Below are 16,295 nucleotides of genomic sequence, written 5' to 3' on the forward strand. Positions count from 1 at the left end.
TCCGGCTGCCGTTTCAGCAGCCAGCGGCCGCGAACATACCAGAAGAGCGTTTGACTCAAACCCCCCTTACTTGAATGGAGTTCGAACGTGTTGCGGCTGGGATTCACAGGTGACAGGCTTGATCAACAAAGCGGATCTTTTCCTCGACGTGGCCCTCGGCGCCGGACTATCCTCGGCGAGCCCGTGTGCCTGCCGTGGCCGTACGGCGGACCGATGAGGGGGAGACCATGAACTGCCGGCTGCGCCGCCCCGCGGTGTCATGAGCGCGTCGACGACCGACACGACCGAGACGACCGGTCCCGAACGCCCGCGGCTGGGAGGCGACTTCTCCCGGCTGTGGTGGTCCGCCGCCGTGTCCTCGCTGGGCGACGGCGCGACGATCGCCGCCGCGCCGCTGCTGGCCGCCCGGCTGACCGACGACCCGCGCCTGATCGGTGCGGCCTCGGTCGCCTTCACCGCGCCGTTCATCCTCTTCGGCATCCCGGCCGGACTCCTCGTCGACCGCGTCGACATCCGCCGGATGATGGTGCGCGTCGACTTCACCCGGGCCTGCCTGCTCGCCCTGCTGGCCGCCGGGATCCTCGGCGGCTGGGGCGGACTGCCGCTGCTCTACGTGGTCATGTTCCTGCTCGGCACCGGCGAGGTCCTCTGCCGCAACGCCGCCCAGGTGCTCGTCCCCTTCATCGCCCCGCAGGCCGGGCTGGCCACCGCCAACGCCCGTGTCATGGCCGCGCAGGAGGCCGGCACCGGCTTCGTCGGCCCGCTCGTCGGCGCGCTGCTCTTCGGCGTGGCGATGGCCCTGCCCTTCGCCACGGACGCCGCCACCTTCCTCTGCTCCGCCGTCCTGGTCAGCCGCATCCGCCGCACCAAGCCGGTCGACGCCAAACCGGCGGCCGACGGCGTGCTGTCGGAGATGCTGGCCGGCGCCAAGTGGCTCTACTCGCACCACCTGCTGCGCAGCCTCGCCCTGATCTCCTGCCTGATCAACATGGCCGGGAACGCGATGCTCGCCGTGCTCGTCGTGCACAGCGAGCGGGTGCTGCACCTGAGCCCGTTCGGCTACGGCATCATGCTCGCCTGCCAGGCCGTCGGAGCCGTCCTGGCCTCGCGCTTCGCCCCGGCCCTCGCCGAACGCCTCGGCCGGGAAGGGGCGTTGTTCGCCACCGCCGTCCTGATCGCCACCAGCGAGACGGTGCTGGCCACCGTGCCCTCGGCGTACGCCGTCGGCGCGGCCCTCGCGATCTTCGCGTGCGGCACCGTGACCTGGAACGTCGTCGTGGTCGTCCTGCGCCAGACCCTGGTGCCGCAGCACCTGCTCGGCCGGGCCAACAGCGTGTACCGCCTCGTCGCCTGGGGCGGACTGCCCATCGGCGCGGCCGTCGGCGGCATCGTCGCCGCCGCGGTCGGCACCCGCGCCGTGTTCGGCGCCGGCGCGGTCGCCATGGCGGTCGTCGCGGTGGCCCTCCTCGCGGGCGCCCGCCGCCACTGGATCACCCGCGCCGAGCAGCGCGCCGAGACGGACTGAGGCGGAGCGGCCGCCCGGCACGCCGGGACCCGCGGCCGCCTCCGGAAAGGACCAGCGATGACGACCACGAGCCCGCCCGAGCCGCCCAGATCGCGACTCGGCCACGCGTACGGGGAGCAGTTCGCGCGGCACGCGTCGACGGTCCACCCCACCGCCGCCGCCCGGGACTCCGCCACGCTCACCCTCGCGTACCAGGACCGGTTCCTGAACGGCCCCGCCTTCCTCGGCGAGACCGAGCGCAGCACCGTCGTACGGGACCTCCACACCGTCTACGGGCTGCTGCGCTCCCTGCCGGAGCGGGTCTTCGGCGGCAGCATCACCGCCCTGGCGGAGGCGGTCGGCCTGGACCCGCTGCAGACCGCGCTGATCACGCGCAGCGCCCGGACCGGCTCGCTCCACCCGCTGGGCCGGGCCGACCTCTACCACGACGGCACCGGCTTCAAGCTCCTCGAGTTCAACATCACCAGCGCGCTCGGCGGCTTCGAGAACGCCGACATCAACCGCGCGATGCTCGCGTACCCGCCGCTCGCGGAGTTCGTACGGCGGCACCGGCTCCGCTACCGGGACACGATCGCCTGCATGGTGCGGACCCTGCGCGCCGAGTGCGCCGCCCACATCCCGGCCGGCCGGCCGCCCGTCGTCGCGGTGGTGGACACTCCGGAGAACTTCGCCGTCGTCGGGCCCCGGCTGCGGGTGCTCGCCGCGAAGCTGGCCGACCACGGAGTCGACGCGGTCGCCTGCGACCTCGCCGAGTTCACGTACCCGAACGGCCGCCCCACGGTCGCGGGCCGCGCCGTCGACGTCGTCTTCCGCTACTTCCTTCCCGAAGACCTCTCCGACCCCGCGGCGGCGGCCCTGCTGGAGCCGCTCCTCACCGCGACGGAGCAGGGCAGCGTCGGCCTGTTCAGCCGGCTGGACGCCGAGCTGTACGGCAACAAGGGCACGCTGGCGATGCTCTCCGACGACCGGCACCGCGCCCTCGTCGACGCCGCCGAACTCGCCTGCATAGACCGCCTCCTGCCCTGGACCCGTTACGTCCGCCCCCACGCCACCGACCCCGCCGGCTCACGGATCGACCTCCTCGCCCACGCCGTGGCCCACCAGGAAGAGCTGATCCTCAAGCCGACCCTGCTGCACGGCGGCCACGGCATCACCGTCGGCTGGCAGGTCGACCCGGCCGAATGGAAACACCGGCTCACCGAGGCCATGAACGGCCCGTACGTCGTCCAGCGCCGCGTCCGCCCCGTCGCCGAACCGTTCCCGGACGGCACCGGCGGCGTCCGGGAACTCTTCCTCAACTGGGGCATCTACGTGGGCGCCCCCGACGCCGCCGGCGGCGCCCATGACGACGACTTCGGCGACGACTACGACCACGGCGACGGTTACGGTGGAGGCTTCGTACGGGCCAGCGCCGACCCGGCGGTGGGCGTGGTCAGCATGGGCAGCGGCGCCACGGTGGGCTGCGTCTTCGACGGCGGCGAGGGCGGCGACGGCTGACGTCAGCGTGTTGTGCCCTCGGCGTTCCTGAAGGGGAGCAGCGGCCACCTGTTCGACAGGCGCATGGCCGACCTCGGTGACCGCGAGATCCCTCGACCCCGCGGCCACGCCGATCAGGGGCTCCCCCGCCGACCTGATGGCCGCCCGCAGCGGCCGCCCCCTGCTGAACGGAGAACGGCTCCGGGTCCGCGAGGCGGCCCTGGCCTGGCGCAACGGCCTGGGCGTGCTCCTCGCCGGCCTCATCGGCTTCGGTCTACTCAAAGGGTCGTACGGACGTCGGCTCGCCGGTACCGCCGTACGGAGCCCTGGTCGGCACCCTGCTGCCCGGCGCGCTGTGCGGCGCCGCCGGCAGCCTCCTGCTGCTGCGTGCCGCCCGCGGCCGCCCCGCCGCCTCCCCCTGCCCGCCCTCGTCCCGGGCACCCTGCCCGCCGGCCCGGTCACCGCCGCCCACGCCGAGGCCCTGCGTGCGGGCCCGCGCCCTGTCCCGCGGGGTCCGGGCCACCGTGTGCTGCGCCGTGCTGCTGACCGCCGCCGTCGCGCTTCCCTGGTACGGCCCGGCCAAGGACGGCTCCCGCCACCCGCACCCCGGCCGGCACCACCTGTGGCGAAGCGCAGCACACGGCCCGCGGGCGGCTCCTGCCGAGGACCGATACCGGCGACACGACGGTCGACCTGTCGACCGCCACAGCGGTACGGGTGGTCGCCTACGGCGCCGCACCGCCCGGGTGCCCCGTGACCATAAGCCGTCGGGAAGCCGACAGAGCTGAGCGGTGATGCGCTAACCTCACGGTTCACCGCGAGACCGGATGCGACCCGAAACGGGCGCCGGGGAGAGACAGTTGACGCAGTTCGAAGACCAGGTTCCCTTCGTGGTCCGACTGGACGGCGATGACCGCCAGGCGCTCTTCCGCAGCGGAAGTCCCCTGGCCTTCCCGGCGAGACAGGTCCTGCTCCGCGAGCACGAACCATCGACTCACGTCCTGGTGATCCTCTCCGGCTGGGCCAAGGTGACCTCGGCCGCGCCCAATGGGTACGAGGCGCTCCTCGCGCTCCGGGGTCCCGGGGACATCGTCGGCGAGCAGGCCCTGCTCAGCGGTCGGCCGCGCGGGGCGACCGTCACCGCGCTCGAACGGGTCGAGGCGCTTGCCGTCGACGCCGACCGGTTCGGCACCCTGATCGACGAACGTCCCGACATCGCACGCAAGTTGCTGGCCCTGACCGCCGACCGCACCCGTGACAGTGACCGCCGTCGCGTGCAGTTCGCCTCCCTCACGGTGCAAGAGCGACTCGCGCTGCTTCTGCTCGAACTGATCCGTACGCACGGCGAGGAGTCGGATGACGGCGTGCAGCTCACGGCCGGGCTCACCCAGAGCGAGCTCGCGGGCTCGGTCGGCGCCTCGCGCGAGGCGGTCGCGCGGCTCCTCAAGCAGCTGCGGGAGCGTGGCATCGTACGGACCGGACGGCGCGGACTCGTCGTCGTACGACCTGACGTACTAAGGAAGATGGCGCGTTCCGGAAATGGCTGAGCGTCGCTGCCGGAGTCGCTCCCAAGGGCCCGCTTCTGTGCACGTGGTCACATTCCGAGTGTGCTAGGTTCCGTCGCCCCGAACCCCCTGTCCCTGGCATCTTCGGGATGTCCAGAAGGCCCCGAGGGGCCATGTCACCAGCGGAAGGCGGCCATGCGCGAGCCTGTCAACCGGACCATCCTGCTCCTCGACATCGAGCGGTTCAGCCGTCGCGACGACGTGGTGGGGGCCGTCCTGCGGCGGACCCTGAACAAGATCGTGGACCAGACGCTCGAGACTGCCGGCGTCGAGGCCACCCAGCAATACCGCGAGGACCGCGGCGACGGCCTGATCGTGCTGCTCAGCGGGGACGTGGCGAAGACCCGGCTGCTGCGGTCGCTGCTCACCACCACCCCCGAACTGCTCCACGAGCACAACCTCCTGGCCTCGGACAGTGCCCAGATGCGGCTGAGGATCGTCCTGGCCGTCGGCGAGGTGGCCCACGACCCGCACGCCGGGACCACCGGGGGCGTCGTCGGGCACGACCTCACACAGGCCTGCCGGCTGCTCGACGCGGACGTGCTGCGGTCGGCCCTCGCCGCGCGCCGGGACGAGCACTGCGTCCTCGCGGTGAGCACACCGGTGTACGAGGGCGTGGTCCGGCACGGCCACCGGGGGGTACGACCGGAGCTCTTCCGGCGGACGGACGTCACGGTGAAGGACGGTGTGCTCTCCGCCTGGATCCACCAGGGTGCCGCACCGGACCGGACTCCGGGCGCCGCCGCCGACACACCGGCCGCAGAACCACCGGCCTCCGCTGCTTCACCTGGCCGCGAGCCGAGCGAGGGCCTGGCGTCCGTGCCGGCCCAGGACCGGACTTCCCCTCCGGCTTCCACCCCTGTTACCGCCTCCGCTCCGCAGGAGCGTCCCGCCGGAGCCGTCTTCCACTTCCACGGAGCGCCGGTGATCCACGGCTCCCTCGTCGGTGGCGACCAGCACGGGGTCAGTGGCGGCGAGGTCACCGGCGACGTCGTCCTCGGTGGCACCCGGACCGCGGACGGCACCACGGACAGGGGCAGGTCGTGAACGTCTCCCAGGACCAGCAGGCGGGCCCGGACGGTCAGGGCCCGCAGCCGGAGCAGGCCGGAGCGGCGCCGGAAGCGACCGACGAAACGGCCACCGGGGCCGCGGAGTTACCGGACGCCGAGGAGGAGACGGAACACGCCTGGGACTCGCGCCGCGACCTCTACCGGCACAGCCCCGGCATCATGCTCGGCCACTCCGCCCGCATCGGCGGCTCCCTCGTCGGCGGCGACCAGCATGGCGTCAGCGGTGGCCATGTCACCGGCGACGTCATCCTCGGCGGCAAGGTGGAATACCACCTGGGCGCCGACACCGAGGAGCGGTCCGGAGAGATCCCCGTCTCGGAAGTCGAAGCACTCGCACGGAACTTCGTCTATCCGGGCGCCCCACAGCAGGACGGCGACGAGGCCGAAACCGGCACTGGCACCGGCCGCAACGACTCCCACAGCGCCGACGTCAGCGCCGGCATCGGCACGGCGGTGCCGTTCGGCGGCCCGGACCTGGACGAACCGTGGGAGCCCGGCAGTCCGTTCGCCCTCGCTCTCGCCGGCCTCCGGGAGCACCGCGTGGCGGTTCTCTCCGGACCGGCCACCACCGGCCGCCGGGCGGCCGCCCTCATGCTGCTCCGTGCGGTCGGAACACGCTCCTACCGGGCCCTCGACCCCGCGCTCTCGCCCGGCCGGCTCACCGGCGAACTGCGCGAAGGCTGCGGACACATCGTCGCCGACTACGCCACCAGCGCCGAACGGCCCCTGCAGGAGCACCACATCCGCGCCCTCAGCGAGCGACTGCACGCCACCGGAAGCCACCTCGTCCTCGTCGTCGGACCCCACCCCGTCGTCCACGGTGGTGTGGCCCCTGTCCCTTGGCGGTCCCCGGCGCCTGCCGCACTGCTCGCCGGGCACCTCGCGAACAGGAACCTGGGCGGGCGCCGTGTGGACGAGCTGCTTGCCCTCGACGAGGTCCAGGCCGTCCTCGCCCACCACCGGCCGGTCGCCGACACTGCCCGCTTCGCCGACCGTGTCGCCGGCCACGCCCTAGGCACGGTGTCCCTTTCCGAGCTCGGCGCGTTCGGCCACTACGCCGCCGAGCGGCAGGTCCGCGAGTGGTTCGACAGCGGGGACCACACCCTCCACGACAAGGCGTTCCTCATCGCCCTCGCCACCTTCGACGAGGCCCCCTACCCCCTCACCGCCGAGCTGAGCGATGTCCTGTTCGGCCTGCTCCAGCGCATCGAGAACCCCGGAGAGCCAGCCAGGATCCCCGTCTTCGGCACCTCCAGCGCACTGCGGGTCGAGCAAGCGCTCGCCGACCGCTACCAGGAGCCGGAAGAGACCGAATGGGGTCCTGTGCTCCAGACCAAGGTGCAGTTCCGGGACCGGCTCACCGCCATCACCCTGCTGCGCGAGGTCTGGACCGGCCATCCGTCCGCCCGGCCCGCACTCATCGCCTGGCTGCGGCGCCTGGCCGACGACCCCCGGCCCGTCGTCCGCACCCGCGCCGCCGCCACCGCGGCCGTCATGGCCGAGGCCGACCTGCCGTCGGCCATGGCCCTGCTCATCGGATCCTGGGCCGCCGACCGCCGGCTGCGCGCCCGGCTCGCCGCTGCCAACGCGCTGGCCCTGGCGCACCACCTGGGTGCCCCGCACGTCTCCCGCATCCTCGCGGAGTGGTGCGTCGCACCGGACCACCGGCTGCGCTGGACCGCCGCCCGCGGTTACGCCCTGGTCGGCGACGCGTTCCCGCAGGAGGCGCTCGCCGCGCTCACCGACGCCGTGCGCGGCATGGAGAGCCGGGGCGGCCCCGTTCGCGGCTGGACGGGCGAGCGCGATGACCTCGCCCAGTCCGCCGCGGCCCTGCTGCTCGCCGCGGGACAGGAGGCAGCCGCACGCGACGACTGGAAAACCGCCGCCGGCCTCTGGGATGCCCTTCCCGGACTTGCCCGCGGCACCACCCGGGACTTCGTGCTGCGCGCCACGGTCCACGCCTGCGGTCCCACGGACGGGCCCGCGGGAACGGGACGCCCGTTGCTGCTCGATCTGTTCGCGCGCGCCGATCCGCGGCCGGGCACGGACGGAGCGGTGCTGCGGCACGCCTTGGCGGCTCTGTGGCGCGGCGTGCTCAACGACCCCATGGCCTCGGCATCGGGACTGCAGGCCCTGCGCCAGTGGGTCCGGGCCGCCGAGCACGACGGGGGAGCCGAGACAGCACTCGCCGAGCTCCTGCCCATGCTCGCCGTCTCCACCGAGGACCACCGGCGTCTCGCCTACCTCCTGGAGAACCTGCGCGGCGAGGACGACTCCACGCCGCCCGCCGTGGCCTCCCGGCTGCGCTCGCTGGTGGCCGCGCCGTCCTCGGACGCGCGTACCACCGCCGCCACGTTCCGGTGAACCCCTCGGCGTGCGCCTACCGGGTCACGCCGTTCGAACCGTCCTTTAAGGAGCAGCGTCACCATGATGAGCCAGCCGCCCCAATGGCAGCAGGACGCCAACCGCCATTCGGTCCTCGTCGACCCTGTGGTGACGATCCAGGAACTGTCCCGCTTCAAGCCGCTGCGCGCCACCCGCATCGACCACGCCCTCGTGTTCACCACGGCCCAGGGCGGCCTCGACACCTATCTCCCACCGCGCCGGCCGAGCCGGACCGAACTCGCCACCAGGCGCTGGACCAGTGTGTACGAGGTGGACATGGGCCGGCACGAGGCCGCCGCCCAGCTGGCGCTCACCAGCCAGAACGACGCCTTCCTCTTCGAGGTCGCGCTGAGCTGCACCTGGCAGGTCCTCGATCCGTCCGCCTTCGTCGCGAGTGGCGAACGGAACGTGCCGGCCATGGTGCAGCGTCTCGTCGAGGACGTCGTACGGCCCGTGCTCCGTGGCTACGGGATGGAGGAGAGCGCGGCGGCCGAACTCCACGCCCGCAAGGCGCTCGAATCCGCCGGGCCGCTGGGGGTGCGGGCCGGGCTCGACGTCCAGTGGGGCCTGCAGATCCGGCGCGACGAGGCAGCACTGGAACACGAGCGTCGGCTGCGTGACATCGCCTTCGCGCGCCAGCAGCTCGAACCCCAGCACGCACTGCTCATGAGGGAGGACGAGCTGGCCACGGAGCGTGCTCTCGTCCAAGGGCAGCAGCACCACCGCATCGAGGCCCAACAGCAGGAGCTCGGCCATGAGCGCACGCTCGCCCGCGGCCGACAGGAGCTCGAGCTGCAGGAGCTCGAGGCGAAGAAGATCGAGTACTACGCCTACTACCTCGAGCGGGGCGGCCCCGCCGCCATGGCCTTCCAGCTCGCCCGGCATCCCGAGGACGCCCGGATCGTGATGGAGAACCTGCGCCAGGATCAGCTGCTCGCCATGCAGAACCAGCTCGCGGTCGCCCTCCAGGCGCTCGGTGGCGGCCCCGGCGGCCTGGAGGAGCACCAGCTGGACGAGCCGCGACGACTCGCCGCCCATGTCATCAAGGAGGTCCTGAGCACGAAGCTCTCCCAGGGGCCCGCGCAACCGCTGCCAGCCGTCGCGGGGCCCGTGTCCCAGGACCGCGCGGAGGGCCACGAGACGGTGGCGTACGAAGGAGGCATGCCGCCGAAGCCCGGGCATGCGCCCGGCACCGGCACCCGCACCGGTGCTGACACCGGAGTCGGCGGCGCACCCGCGGACGCGTCTCCGCCCGCGTCGGAGGACGGCCCCGTCTTCGGCTACCCGTCGCCTCAGCAGGCGCGATGAGCGCCACCACCCCCGGGGAGGGATCCGCCCCCGAGCCCCGATCCGTGCCGGTGCCGGTACAGACTCCCCCACGGGCCGAACTGCAGGAGCGGCAGCCGCCTCGTGCGGCCGAGCGGCTCCTCGGCGAACTGCGCCAGGAGGCCGCCCGCGCCGACACCAAGGGTTCCGTCCTCGTCGCCGCCCAGGGCATGGCCGCCGCCGCGCTCGTGGGCGTGCTAGCCGCGCGCGCCTGGCGACCCTATGACCTCTCGGTGCTCGCCCAGGTGATGTGGTGGACGGGGGTCGCCTGCTTCCTCGTCTCACTTGTGGCCGTGCTCATGGCCGTCGTACCCCGCTACCGGACGGTCGACTGGCAGCCCGGCTCGCCTCTTACCCACTTCGCCGACATCCGGGGCGCCGCGCGCCAGGGGGTAGCGGTCCTGGAGGAGGCGCTGCGCGCGACCGAGCGGGCCCCCGGCACCGCCGTCCTCGCCTCGCTCACGGAGAACAGCCGGATCGTCTCGCTCAAGTACGGCTGGCTGCGGGCGGGCATGGCCGGCTTCACGGTGGCACTGGTGCTGCTGCCTGGCTCGCTGCTCGTCGGCTGAGTCCGGTCCGGTCCGCCGTACGCCGACCGGGCCGCCGCCGATGATCCGTAACGGAAGACCCTCAGGAGACACATCGTCATGTCAGACCACGAGGACATCCCGCCGCCGTACCCGGGACAGGACGCCCCGCCGCACCCGGGACAGGACGCTTCGCCCTCCTACCCGGGGCAGGCTGCCGTGCCGCCGTACCGGGTCGACGCGGGACCCCTGTACCCCGGTGAGGTTCCCCCGGCGTACCCCGATGAGGTCCCGCCCGCTTATCCCGGCGAGACCCCGCCGCCGGCCTACCCGGGCGAAGGGGTGCCCGCACCGAGGGCCGGGGACATGCCGCCGCCGGCGCGTGTCGCCGGGCACATGCCGCCGGTCGTGCCCGCCGCGCCCGCCGTGCCCGCCGCGCCCGCCGCGACGGTCCCGTCGGCCTCCCAACAGTCCGCGGCCATGCCGGTGCCCGCGCCCTCGTCGCCGCTCCAGCCGCCCGTCGTGCCGCCGCGGCCGGTGATGCCTCCGGCGCCGGCGGTCCCGTCCGTCGTCGATCACGACGATCTGGCCCTGGAGCAGGGCCGCAGGATGCTGAAGGCCGTACAGCGGGGCGTCGACGGCGCCGCGCTGTCCCATCTGCTGGTGACCGTGCCCATCGGGCTGATCAGCCTGTCCCTGGTCGCCTTCGTGTCCGCCGCGATCAACCCCGTCCTCGCGGTCCTCGTGCCGGCGCTGTGGCTGCTCTCCGGCCCGCTGATCTTCCACCGCAAGGTCGAATCGGCCATCGCCCGGCGCCTGTTCGGGATGCGCAGACCGACCCCAGAGGAGGCGCGGCGGCTGGACGTGGTGTGGGAGCAGGTGACCCGGCGGGCCGGGGTGGACCGCGAGACGTACGAGCTCTGGATCCAGGAGCGCGCCGAGCTGAACGCCACGGCCGCCGCCGGGCATGTCGTCGCTGTCACCAGGCACGCGATGGAGCGACTGCCCAACACCCGGCTCGCCGCCGTGCTCGCGCACGAACTCGGCCACCACGTGGGCGGCCACCCCTGGGCAGCGATGCTCGCCGACTGGTACGCCCTGCCCGCGCGGGCCGCGGGGTGGGCCGTTCTCGCGCTGCTGTACGGCCTCTTCCGCACCAAGCACTGGGTCGGGATCGCCTGCGGGGGCTGCCTGTCACTGGTGATCCTTCAGTTCCTCTTCGTCTACACCTTCGTGGAAGGCATGTGGTGGCTGGTCCTGCCGGTGGCGGCCGGTCCGCTGCTGCTCGCCTGGCTGCACAGACGGGCCGAGTTCCGTGCCGACGCGTACGCGGTCGGCCTGGGCTTCGGCGAGGCGCTGGAGAGCGTTCTCGTGGCGGAGGCAGAGGCCGCTGTGGTGCCGGGCGTTTCCCCGCACGGGGCGGCAGCGATGCCGCCGGGCGTACCACCCATCCCGCAGCAACACGCGGGGCAGCCCTACGCCGGACAACCCCAGCCTGCTCCACCGAACCAGGCGCCTGCACAGCCGACGGGCAGTGGCAGGCTCGTGGCCAAGGCCGCGCACACGAACACCGAGGCACGACTGCGCAATGTCAGGCTCGTCATGTCCCAGCAGTTCCGACGCCACGGCTGATCGCCGGCGCCCACGCCGGCCCCGCGCTCACCCCCACAGCGTGAACACCGCCGTCAGCGCGGTGAGTCCGGCGATCAGCCAGGCCACGTAGTCGCCCACGTGCCCGGAGTGCTGCCGCCGGACCGCCAGGACCAGGGTGCGGTCGACCGCGTCCGCGCACCGGCGTACCCCGTGGGCGAGCCGCCCCGACAGCGCGGGTCCCCACAGCGCTCCGGCCGCGAGGGCGGCCGCGAGGGCCGCCGAGAGGAGGCCCAGTGCGACGCCCGTCGTCGTCCAGGAGACGTCGGGCGCCGGGCCCGGCGGGACCGCGGGGGCCGCGCCGGTCACGACCGCCGTGTAGCCGGCCCGGTCGGTGAAGGCGGTCGCCGCCACCGCCGCGCGCCGCCACAGCGGGGGCAGCAGGCCCACGGCCAGGCAGGCCGCGAGCAGCAGCGCGGCGACGGCGGGCATCGTCGGCGGCACCACGCGGCGCGGACCGCTCACCTCGGGTTCCTCGCCGGCGCCCGTGGTCTCCGCGCCCGAGTGGCGCTGGTGCGGACGGGTCCCGGCCCCGGCGAAGACCCGGGCCGCCGCGCGCAGCACGGCGCCCGCCGTGACGGCGGGCACGAGCACGAAGAGCACCAGGAGCCACGGCCGCTCCTCCGCGGCGTGCTCCACGACCGACTTGCCGAGCCCCGTGCCGAACGGCGGCAGTCCGGCGAGCGCGAGACCGCCCGCCGCGAACAGCGCGCCCACCACGGGCATGTCCTTGGCCCGGCCGCGCAGCCCGTGCTCGTCGACCGAGGAGTGCCGGTCGAGCAGGATGCCCGTCAGACAGAACAGCGCGCCCTTGGCGCCGGCGTGCCCCGCCACGTACAGGGCCGTCCCGGCCGTCCCCTCGGGCGACAGCAGCCCGGCGCCGCACAGGAACAGACCCATGTGCCCCACCGTGGAGAAGGCGAGCAGCCGCTTGAGGTGCCGCTGCTGCCAGCACAGCAGCGCGCCCGTCAGCGCGGTGACCGCGCCCGTCGCGAGCAGCGTGCCGCGCAGCACGTACGGCGGGATGCCGCCCGGGCCGGAGAAGACGTCCGTGTACACGCGCAGCAGCCCGTACAGGCCGAGCTCCACCATCACGCCGGACAGCAGCACGCACACCGGGGTCGGGGCCTCGGCGTGCGCGTCCGGCAGCCAGAAGTGGAAGGGCACGGCCGCCGCCTTGACGAGCATCGCGCAGGCGACGAGCGCGCCCGCAACCGCCACCAGGGTGTCGGCCGGGTGCCGGGCGAGCTCCTGCCCGATCCGGGCGAAGGCCAGCTCGCCGGTGCGCGCGTACAGCAGCGCGACGCCGAGCAGCGCGAGATAGCCGGCGAGCGAGCCGGTCACGGCGAAGGCCAGCGCCCCCTGCAACGGCCGTGGCTCCTCGACCCGGTAGCCGGTGAGCGCGTATCCGGCGACCCCCATCAGCTCGAAGAACACGAACGCGTTGAACAGGTCCCCGGTGAGCGCGAACCCCGTCGCCCCGGCCTCGAAGAGCAGCACGAGGGCGGGGAAGCCGCCGCCGTGGCCGCCGGCCCGCTCCGGCTCGTCGAAGTAGCGCCAGGAGTAGCCGAGCGCGGCGAGCACGAGCGCGGCCACGAGCACGGCCAGGCCGAGTCCGAGGCCGTCGGCGGCGAGCACGATCCCCACGCTCCGGCCGTGGACCGGCGTCCAGCCGCCCAGCCATGTCACCGTCCGGCCGCCGCTGCCCGACGCCCAGGCCAGCCAGCCGACGAGACCGAGTTGGGCGGCGGCGCAGGCCGTCGCCAGCACGTCGGTCGCGGTGCGCGGCAGCAGGCGGCCGAGCACGGCGAGGACCGTCGCGGCCAGCAGCGGGCAGGCGACGGCGAGCGGCAGCAGGACGGACGCGTTCCGCACGGGGCCGGCCGGTCAGCCGCGCAGCCCGGTGAGGGCGTCGGGGTCGGTGGTGCCGTGCCGTTTCGCCGTCTGCAGCACCAGTGCGAGCAGCAGCGCGGTGACCGCGGCTCCGACGACGACATCGGTGAGCGCCAGGGCCTGGGCGATCGGGTCGACGACGGGTGTGCCGGGCGGGATGTCGACGAAGAACGGCGCGGTGCCGCCGCGCCGGTAGCCGACCGCGAGGAGCAGCACGTACGTGCCGGACTGCGCGACGCCGAGACAGCCGACGGCGTGCACGGCGTTGCGGCTGGTGACCAGGCCGTACGTGCCGACCAGCATCATCCAGCCCGCGGCGAGGTACGGCAGCAGGAGGAGCGGCGAGTCGGGAACGGGTGGCGCCAGGGGCATCGCGACGGACTTGAGGGGCGTGAGGGACGTGAGGGGCGCGAGGAGTGCGGTCGCAGTCGCGGTCATTCGGATTCGATCTCCAGGGCCTGGTCGATGAAGCCGGCGAGGAGGACGACCAGGGCCGAGCCGACCTCCACGCCCACGGCCGCGTTCAGCACGGGCACGAGTCCGCCGGAGGTCAGCGACCCGAGCGTGCCGAGCGGCAGGACGTTCTTCAGATACGCGGCCGCCTGCGCGAGCCCGACGAGGCCGAGGCCCGCGAAGGCCCCCGCCGCCACCGCTTCGGTGACCTCCAGCACGACCCGCGGCCGCACCCGCCGGAGCACGCGGTAGTCGGCGGCCAAGTACGCCAGGTGCAGCCCGGTCGCCAGGATCACCCCGCCCTGGAAGCCGCCGCCGGGAGTCAGCTGACCGTGCGCCACGATGTAGACGCCGGTGACGAGGGCGACCGGCAGCAGGACGGTGCCGGTCAGCCGTACCGTCGACAGGACCCGGCCGGGCCGCGGCCGCGTCACGTGCTCGTCGCGGGTGCGGCGCAGCAGCAGTGCGGCCCCGAGCACGGCCGTGAACAGCACGAACTCCTCGCCCAGGGTGTCGAATCCGCGCAGGTCGAAGTTGACCGACGAGACGACGTTCGCGGTCCGCCGGGCCAGCGCGGCCGGCACCGCCCGCCGCGCGTACGGGTGGAACTGACTGCCGAGGGGTGGCAGTTCGAGACAGGCGAGGACGTATCCGGCGCCGAACACGAGCGCCGCCGCCAGGAACAGCCGGGCGCGGACGGTACGACTCACCGGTCACCCGCCGGGCTCCGGTCACCGCTTCCGCCGCGGCCTCCGTCCCGGCCATCGCTGCGGCCTCCGTCCCGGCCCTCGTCCCGGCCTCCGTCCCGGCCATCGCTGCGGCCTCCGTCCCGGCCCTCGTCCCGGCCTCCGTCCCGGCCCTCGCCCGTGCGCCGGGCCGCCCGGCGGGCGATCGTCCGCACCGTGAGCAGGATCAGCAGGGGGGTGACCGCCGTGCCGACGGCCAGCTGGCTGAGGGCCACGTCCGGGGCCTGGAACAGGGTGAAGACCAGTGCGAGGACGAGCCCGAGCGCGCTCAGCACCACGGCCTGCCGCACCGGGTCGCGGGTGCGGACGGCGGCGGTCGCGACCGCCGCCGCGAACACGACCGCGACGCAGCCGAGCACCTCGGCGGGCTGCGGGGCCGTCACGGGGGATCCTCCCGGGGCACCCGTCCCTCGTACTGCGCGGTGGACCGGCCCAGGGCGATCGTGGTCAGCGCACCGCCGGCGGCCATGATCAGCGCCACCACGAGCAGTCCCGCCGAGCGGCGGCTCGGCCCCGCCTCGACCACGAGCGCCAGCACCACCAGCGGCCCGCCGAGCGACGTGGCGGGCGACAGCGCGTGCAGCCGCGCGTACGGGCCGGGCAGCACGTGCAGGCCGAGCACGGCGAGCAGCAGGACGGCGACGCCGGCGACGAGCAGCACGGCGGCGCAGACGGTACGGGCGCTCATCGCGACCCCGCCCTCGCCACCGGCGCCACCGTGGCGGCCCCTGTCCGTCCCGCCCTCATCCCCGGCCCTTCGTGTCCGGGGCCGGCGCCGTGCCGTCGACCAGCGGTCCGCCCAGGAACCGGGTGAAGACCAGGACCCCGACCGGGCCGAGGACCGCGAGGACGACGCCGAGGTCGCCGTACCCGTCCCGGCCGAAGCCCCGGGCGGCGAGCAGCAGGATCACCGTGCCGAGGGTGCCGGTCAGGCTCAGCCCGGCGAGGCGGGCCGGGGGAGTGCCGCGGCAGGCCGCGAGCAGCGCCGGCGGCAGCGCGAGGACGAGCAGCGTGCCGAGCGCGGCCAGCCAGCCGTTCCACTCCCCGCCCGGCGCGCCGCTCATCGCCGCCCGCCACTGGTCAGCGCGGACTCCAGGGGACCGGTCCCGCCGGGCAGGGTGTGCACGAGGGCCGTACGGTCCGGGCCGAGCGCGACCACGTAGAGCCCGGGCGTCGCCGAAAGGAGGCCGCAGGCCCAGGCCGGGCCCGTGTCGTGCGCCCAGCGGATCGTGCGGAACCGGCCGGTGACCCGGCGCCCGCGCAGCACCCGGCCGACGGCCCGGGCGAACCGCCAGGTGTCGGCGAGGAGCGCCCCCGGCCACAGCAGCAGGGCCGTTCCCAGGCGGGCCGTCGGACCCAGCCGGGCGTCGGCGGCGACCCGTACCGTACGGGCCGCGAGTGCGGCGAGCGCGGCGCCGGCCGCCGCCACCGCCAGCTCCGGCCAGGTGACCTGGCCGATCAGCAGCACCTGGAACCCGCACAGCGCCGCCCACCAGGTGAGCAGCTCCATCGCCGCCCGTCCCATCCCGCCTCCCCAGCCGCCACGGCCCGCTCCGGCCGTCGGGTTCGGGCCGGGTCTCGCGGATCAGACCTACCGCCTCCGGCCGCCCCGACCGGCCGACCCGCGCCGCGCGCGGGCCCGGTTGTCACCGGTCCGGAGCAGTCGGCGCGGCGCTCCG

Annotated in this window: 15 protein-coding genes; 8 read left to right on the forward strand and 7 right to left on the reverse strand. The window is 74.3% G+C overall.

The genetic code is table 11. The features are described 5' to 3' along the window. The first annotated feature begins 259 nt into the window (after positions 1-259). The 8 genes from ACIRSU_RS07700 (at position 260) to ACIRSU_RS07735 (ending at position 11,506) form a co-directional block, all read left to right on the forward strand. A complete protein-coding gene (locus ACIRSU_RS07700; protein ID WP_403789811.1) occupies positions 260-1,525 on the forward strand; it encodes an MFS transporter in 1,266 nt (421 codons plus the stop codon). Positions 1,526-1,582: 57 nt separating this feature from the next. Then, positions 1,583-3,022: a hypothetical protein gene (locus ACIRSU_RS07705; protein ID WP_403789812.1), complete on the forward strand. Its 1,440-nt coding sequence runs from the start codon at positions 1,583-1,585 to the stop codon at positions 3,020-3,022. An 806-nt stretch (positions 3,023-3,828) separates the two neighbouring features. After that, positions 3,829-4,548 carry a Crp/Fnr family transcriptional regulator gene (locus ACIRSU_RS07710; RefSeq protein ID WP_403789813.1) on the forward strand — a complete coding sequence of 240 codons (720 nt, stop codon included), beginning with the start codon at positions 3,829-3,831 and terminating at the stop codon, positions 4,546-4,548. 153 nt (positions 4,549-4,701) lie between these two features. Continuing rightward, positions 4,702-5,613 (forward strand): hypothetical protein, encoded by a 912-nt coding sequence (locus ACIRSU_RS07715; RefSeq protein WP_403789814.1) that lies wholly within the window; start codon positions 4,702-4,704, stop codon positions 5,611-5,613. After that, the gene (locus ACIRSU_RS07720) at positions 5,610-8,000 is read left to right on the forward strand and encodes a hypothetical protein (protein WP_403789815.1); all 2,391 of its coding nucleotides are present in this window, start codon (positions 5,610-5,612) and stop codon (positions 7,998-8,000) included. Before ACIRSU_RS07715 ends, ACIRSU_RS07720 begins: the two co-directional genes overlap by 4 nt. A 63-nt stretch (positions 8,001-8,063) precedes the next feature. Further along, positions 8,064-9,329, forward strand: coding sequence for a PE-PGRS family protein (locus ACIRSU_RS07725; RefSeq protein ID WP_403789816.1), 1,266 nt, complete (start codon positions 8,064-8,066; stop codon positions 9,327-9,329). Beyond that, positions 9,326-9,916 (forward strand): Pycsar system effector family protein, encoded by a 591-nt coding sequence (locus ACIRSU_RS07730; protein ID WP_403789817.1) that lies wholly within the window; start codon positions 9,326-9,328, stop codon positions 9,914-9,916. The genes ACIRSU_RS07725 and ACIRSU_RS07730 overlap by 4 nt, the downstream gene beginning before the upstream one ends. A 78-nt stretch (positions 9,917-9,994) precedes the next feature. Beyond that, complete coding sequence (locus ACIRSU_RS07735) at positions 9,995-11,506, forward strand: M48 family metalloprotease (protein WP_403789818.1); 1,512 nt, start codon at positions 9,995-9,997, stop codon at positions 11,504-11,506. Positions 11,507-11,533: 27 nt separating this feature from the next. Here the strand turns inward: ACIRSU_RS07735 and ACIRSU_RS07740 are convergent, their stop codons facing one another. The 7 genes from ACIRSU_RS07740 to ACIRSU_RS07770 all read right to left on the reverse strand — a co-directional run bounded on the left by ACIRSU_RS07740 (position 11,534) and on the right by ACIRSU_RS07770 (position 16,141). After that, positions 11,534-13,399 (reverse strand): complex I subunit 5 family protein, encoded by a 1,866-nt coding sequence (locus tag ACIRSU_RS07740; RefSeq protein WP_403789819.1) that lies wholly within the window; start codon positions 13,397-13,399, stop codon positions 11,534-11,536. 12 nt (positions 13,400-13,411) lie between these two features. Beyond that, complete coding sequence (locus tag ACIRSU_RS07745; RefSeq protein WP_403790212.1) at positions 13,412-13,789, reverse strand: NADH-quinone oxidoreductase subunit K; 378 nt, start codon at positions 13,787-13,789, stop codon at positions 13,412-13,414. Positions 13,790-13,851: 62 nt separating this feature from the next. Continuing rightward, positions 13,852-14,580, reverse strand: coding sequence for an MnhB domain-containing protein (locus ACIRSU_RS07750; protein WP_403789820.1), 729 nt, complete (start codon positions 14,578-14,580; stop codon positions 13,852-13,854). Beyond that, positions 14,577-14,999: a Na(+)/H(+) antiporter subunit B gene (locus ACIRSU_RS07755; RefSeq protein ID WP_403789821.1), complete on the reverse strand. Its 423-nt coding sequence runs from the start codon at positions 14,997-14,999 to the stop codon at positions 14,577-14,579. Before ACIRSU_RS07755 ends, ACIRSU_RS07750 begins: the two co-directional genes overlap by 4 nt. Further along, a complete protein-coding gene (locus ACIRSU_RS07760) occupies positions 14,996-15,304 on the reverse strand; it encodes a monovalent cation/H(+) antiporter subunit G (RefSeq protein WP_403789822.1) in 309 nt (102 codons plus the stop codon). The genes ACIRSU_RS07755 and ACIRSU_RS07760 overlap by 4 nt, the downstream gene beginning before the upstream one ends. Before the next feature lie 55 nt (positions 15,305-15,359). Further along, on the reverse strand, positions 15,360-15,680 hold the full coding sequence (locus tag ACIRSU_RS07765) for an MrpF/PhaF family protein (protein ID WP_403789823.1): 321 nt from the start codon (positions 15,678-15,680) through the stop codon (positions 15,360-15,362). Continuing rightward, positions 15,677-16,141, reverse strand: a complete 465-nt coding sequence (locus ACIRSU_RS07770) for a hypothetical protein (protein WP_403789824.1) — start codon at positions 16,139-16,141, stop codon at positions 15,677-15,679. Before ACIRSU_RS07770 ends, ACIRSU_RS07765 begins: the two co-directional genes overlap by 4 nt. Positions 16,142-16,295: the final 154 nt, after the last annotated feature.

The organism is Streptomyces sp. NPDC101160 (assembly GCF_044768205.1).
GTDB lineage: Bacteria > Actinomycetota > Actinomycetes > Streptomycetales > Streptomycetaceae > Streptomyces.

Coding starts and splice junctions, on each gene's coding strand:
- ACIRSU_RS07700 (WP_403789811.1), top strand. CDS start 260: ATGAGCGCGTCGACGACCGACACGACCGAGACGACCGGTCCCGAACGC.
- ACIRSU_RS07705 (WP_403789812.1), top strand. CDS start 1,583: ATGACGACCACGAGCCCGCCCGAGCCGCCCAGATCGCGACTCGGCCAC.
- ACIRSU_RS07710 (WP_403789813.1), top strand. CDS start 3,829: ATGCGACCCGAAACGGGCGCCGGGGAGAGACAGTTGACGCAGTTCGAA.
- ACIRSU_RS07715 (WP_403789814.1), top strand. CDS start 4,702: ATGCGCGAGCCTGTCAACCGGACCATCCTGCTCCTCGACATCGAGCGG.
- ACIRSU_RS07725 (WP_403789816.1), top strand. CDS start 8,064: ATGATGAGCCAGCCGCCCCAATGGCAGCAGGACGCCAACCGCCATTCG.
- ACIRSU_RS07730 (WP_403789817.1), top strand. CDS start 9,326: ATGAGCGCCACCACCCCCGGGGAGGGATCCGCCCCCGAGCCCCGATCC.
- ACIRSU_RS07735 (WP_403789818.1), top strand. CDS start 9,995: ATGTCAGACCACGAGGACATCCCGCCGCCGTACCCGGGACAGGACGCC.
- ACIRSU_RS07745 (WP_403790212.1), bottom strand. CDS start 13,789: ATGCCCCTGGCGCCACCCGTTCCCGACTCGCCGCTCCTCCTGCTGCCG.
- ACIRSU_RS07760 (WP_403789822.1), bottom strand. CDS start 15,304: ATGAGCGCCCGTACCGTCTGCGCCGCCGTGCTGCTCGTCGCCGGCGTC.
- ACIRSU_RS07765 (WP_403789823.1), bottom strand. CDS start 15,680: ATGAGCGGCGCGCCGGGCGGGGAGTGGAACGGCTGGCTGGCCGCGCTC.
- ACIRSU_RS07770 (WP_403789824.1), bottom strand. CDS start 16,141: ATGGGACGGGCGGCGATGGAGCTGCTCACCTGGTGGGCGGCGCTGTGC.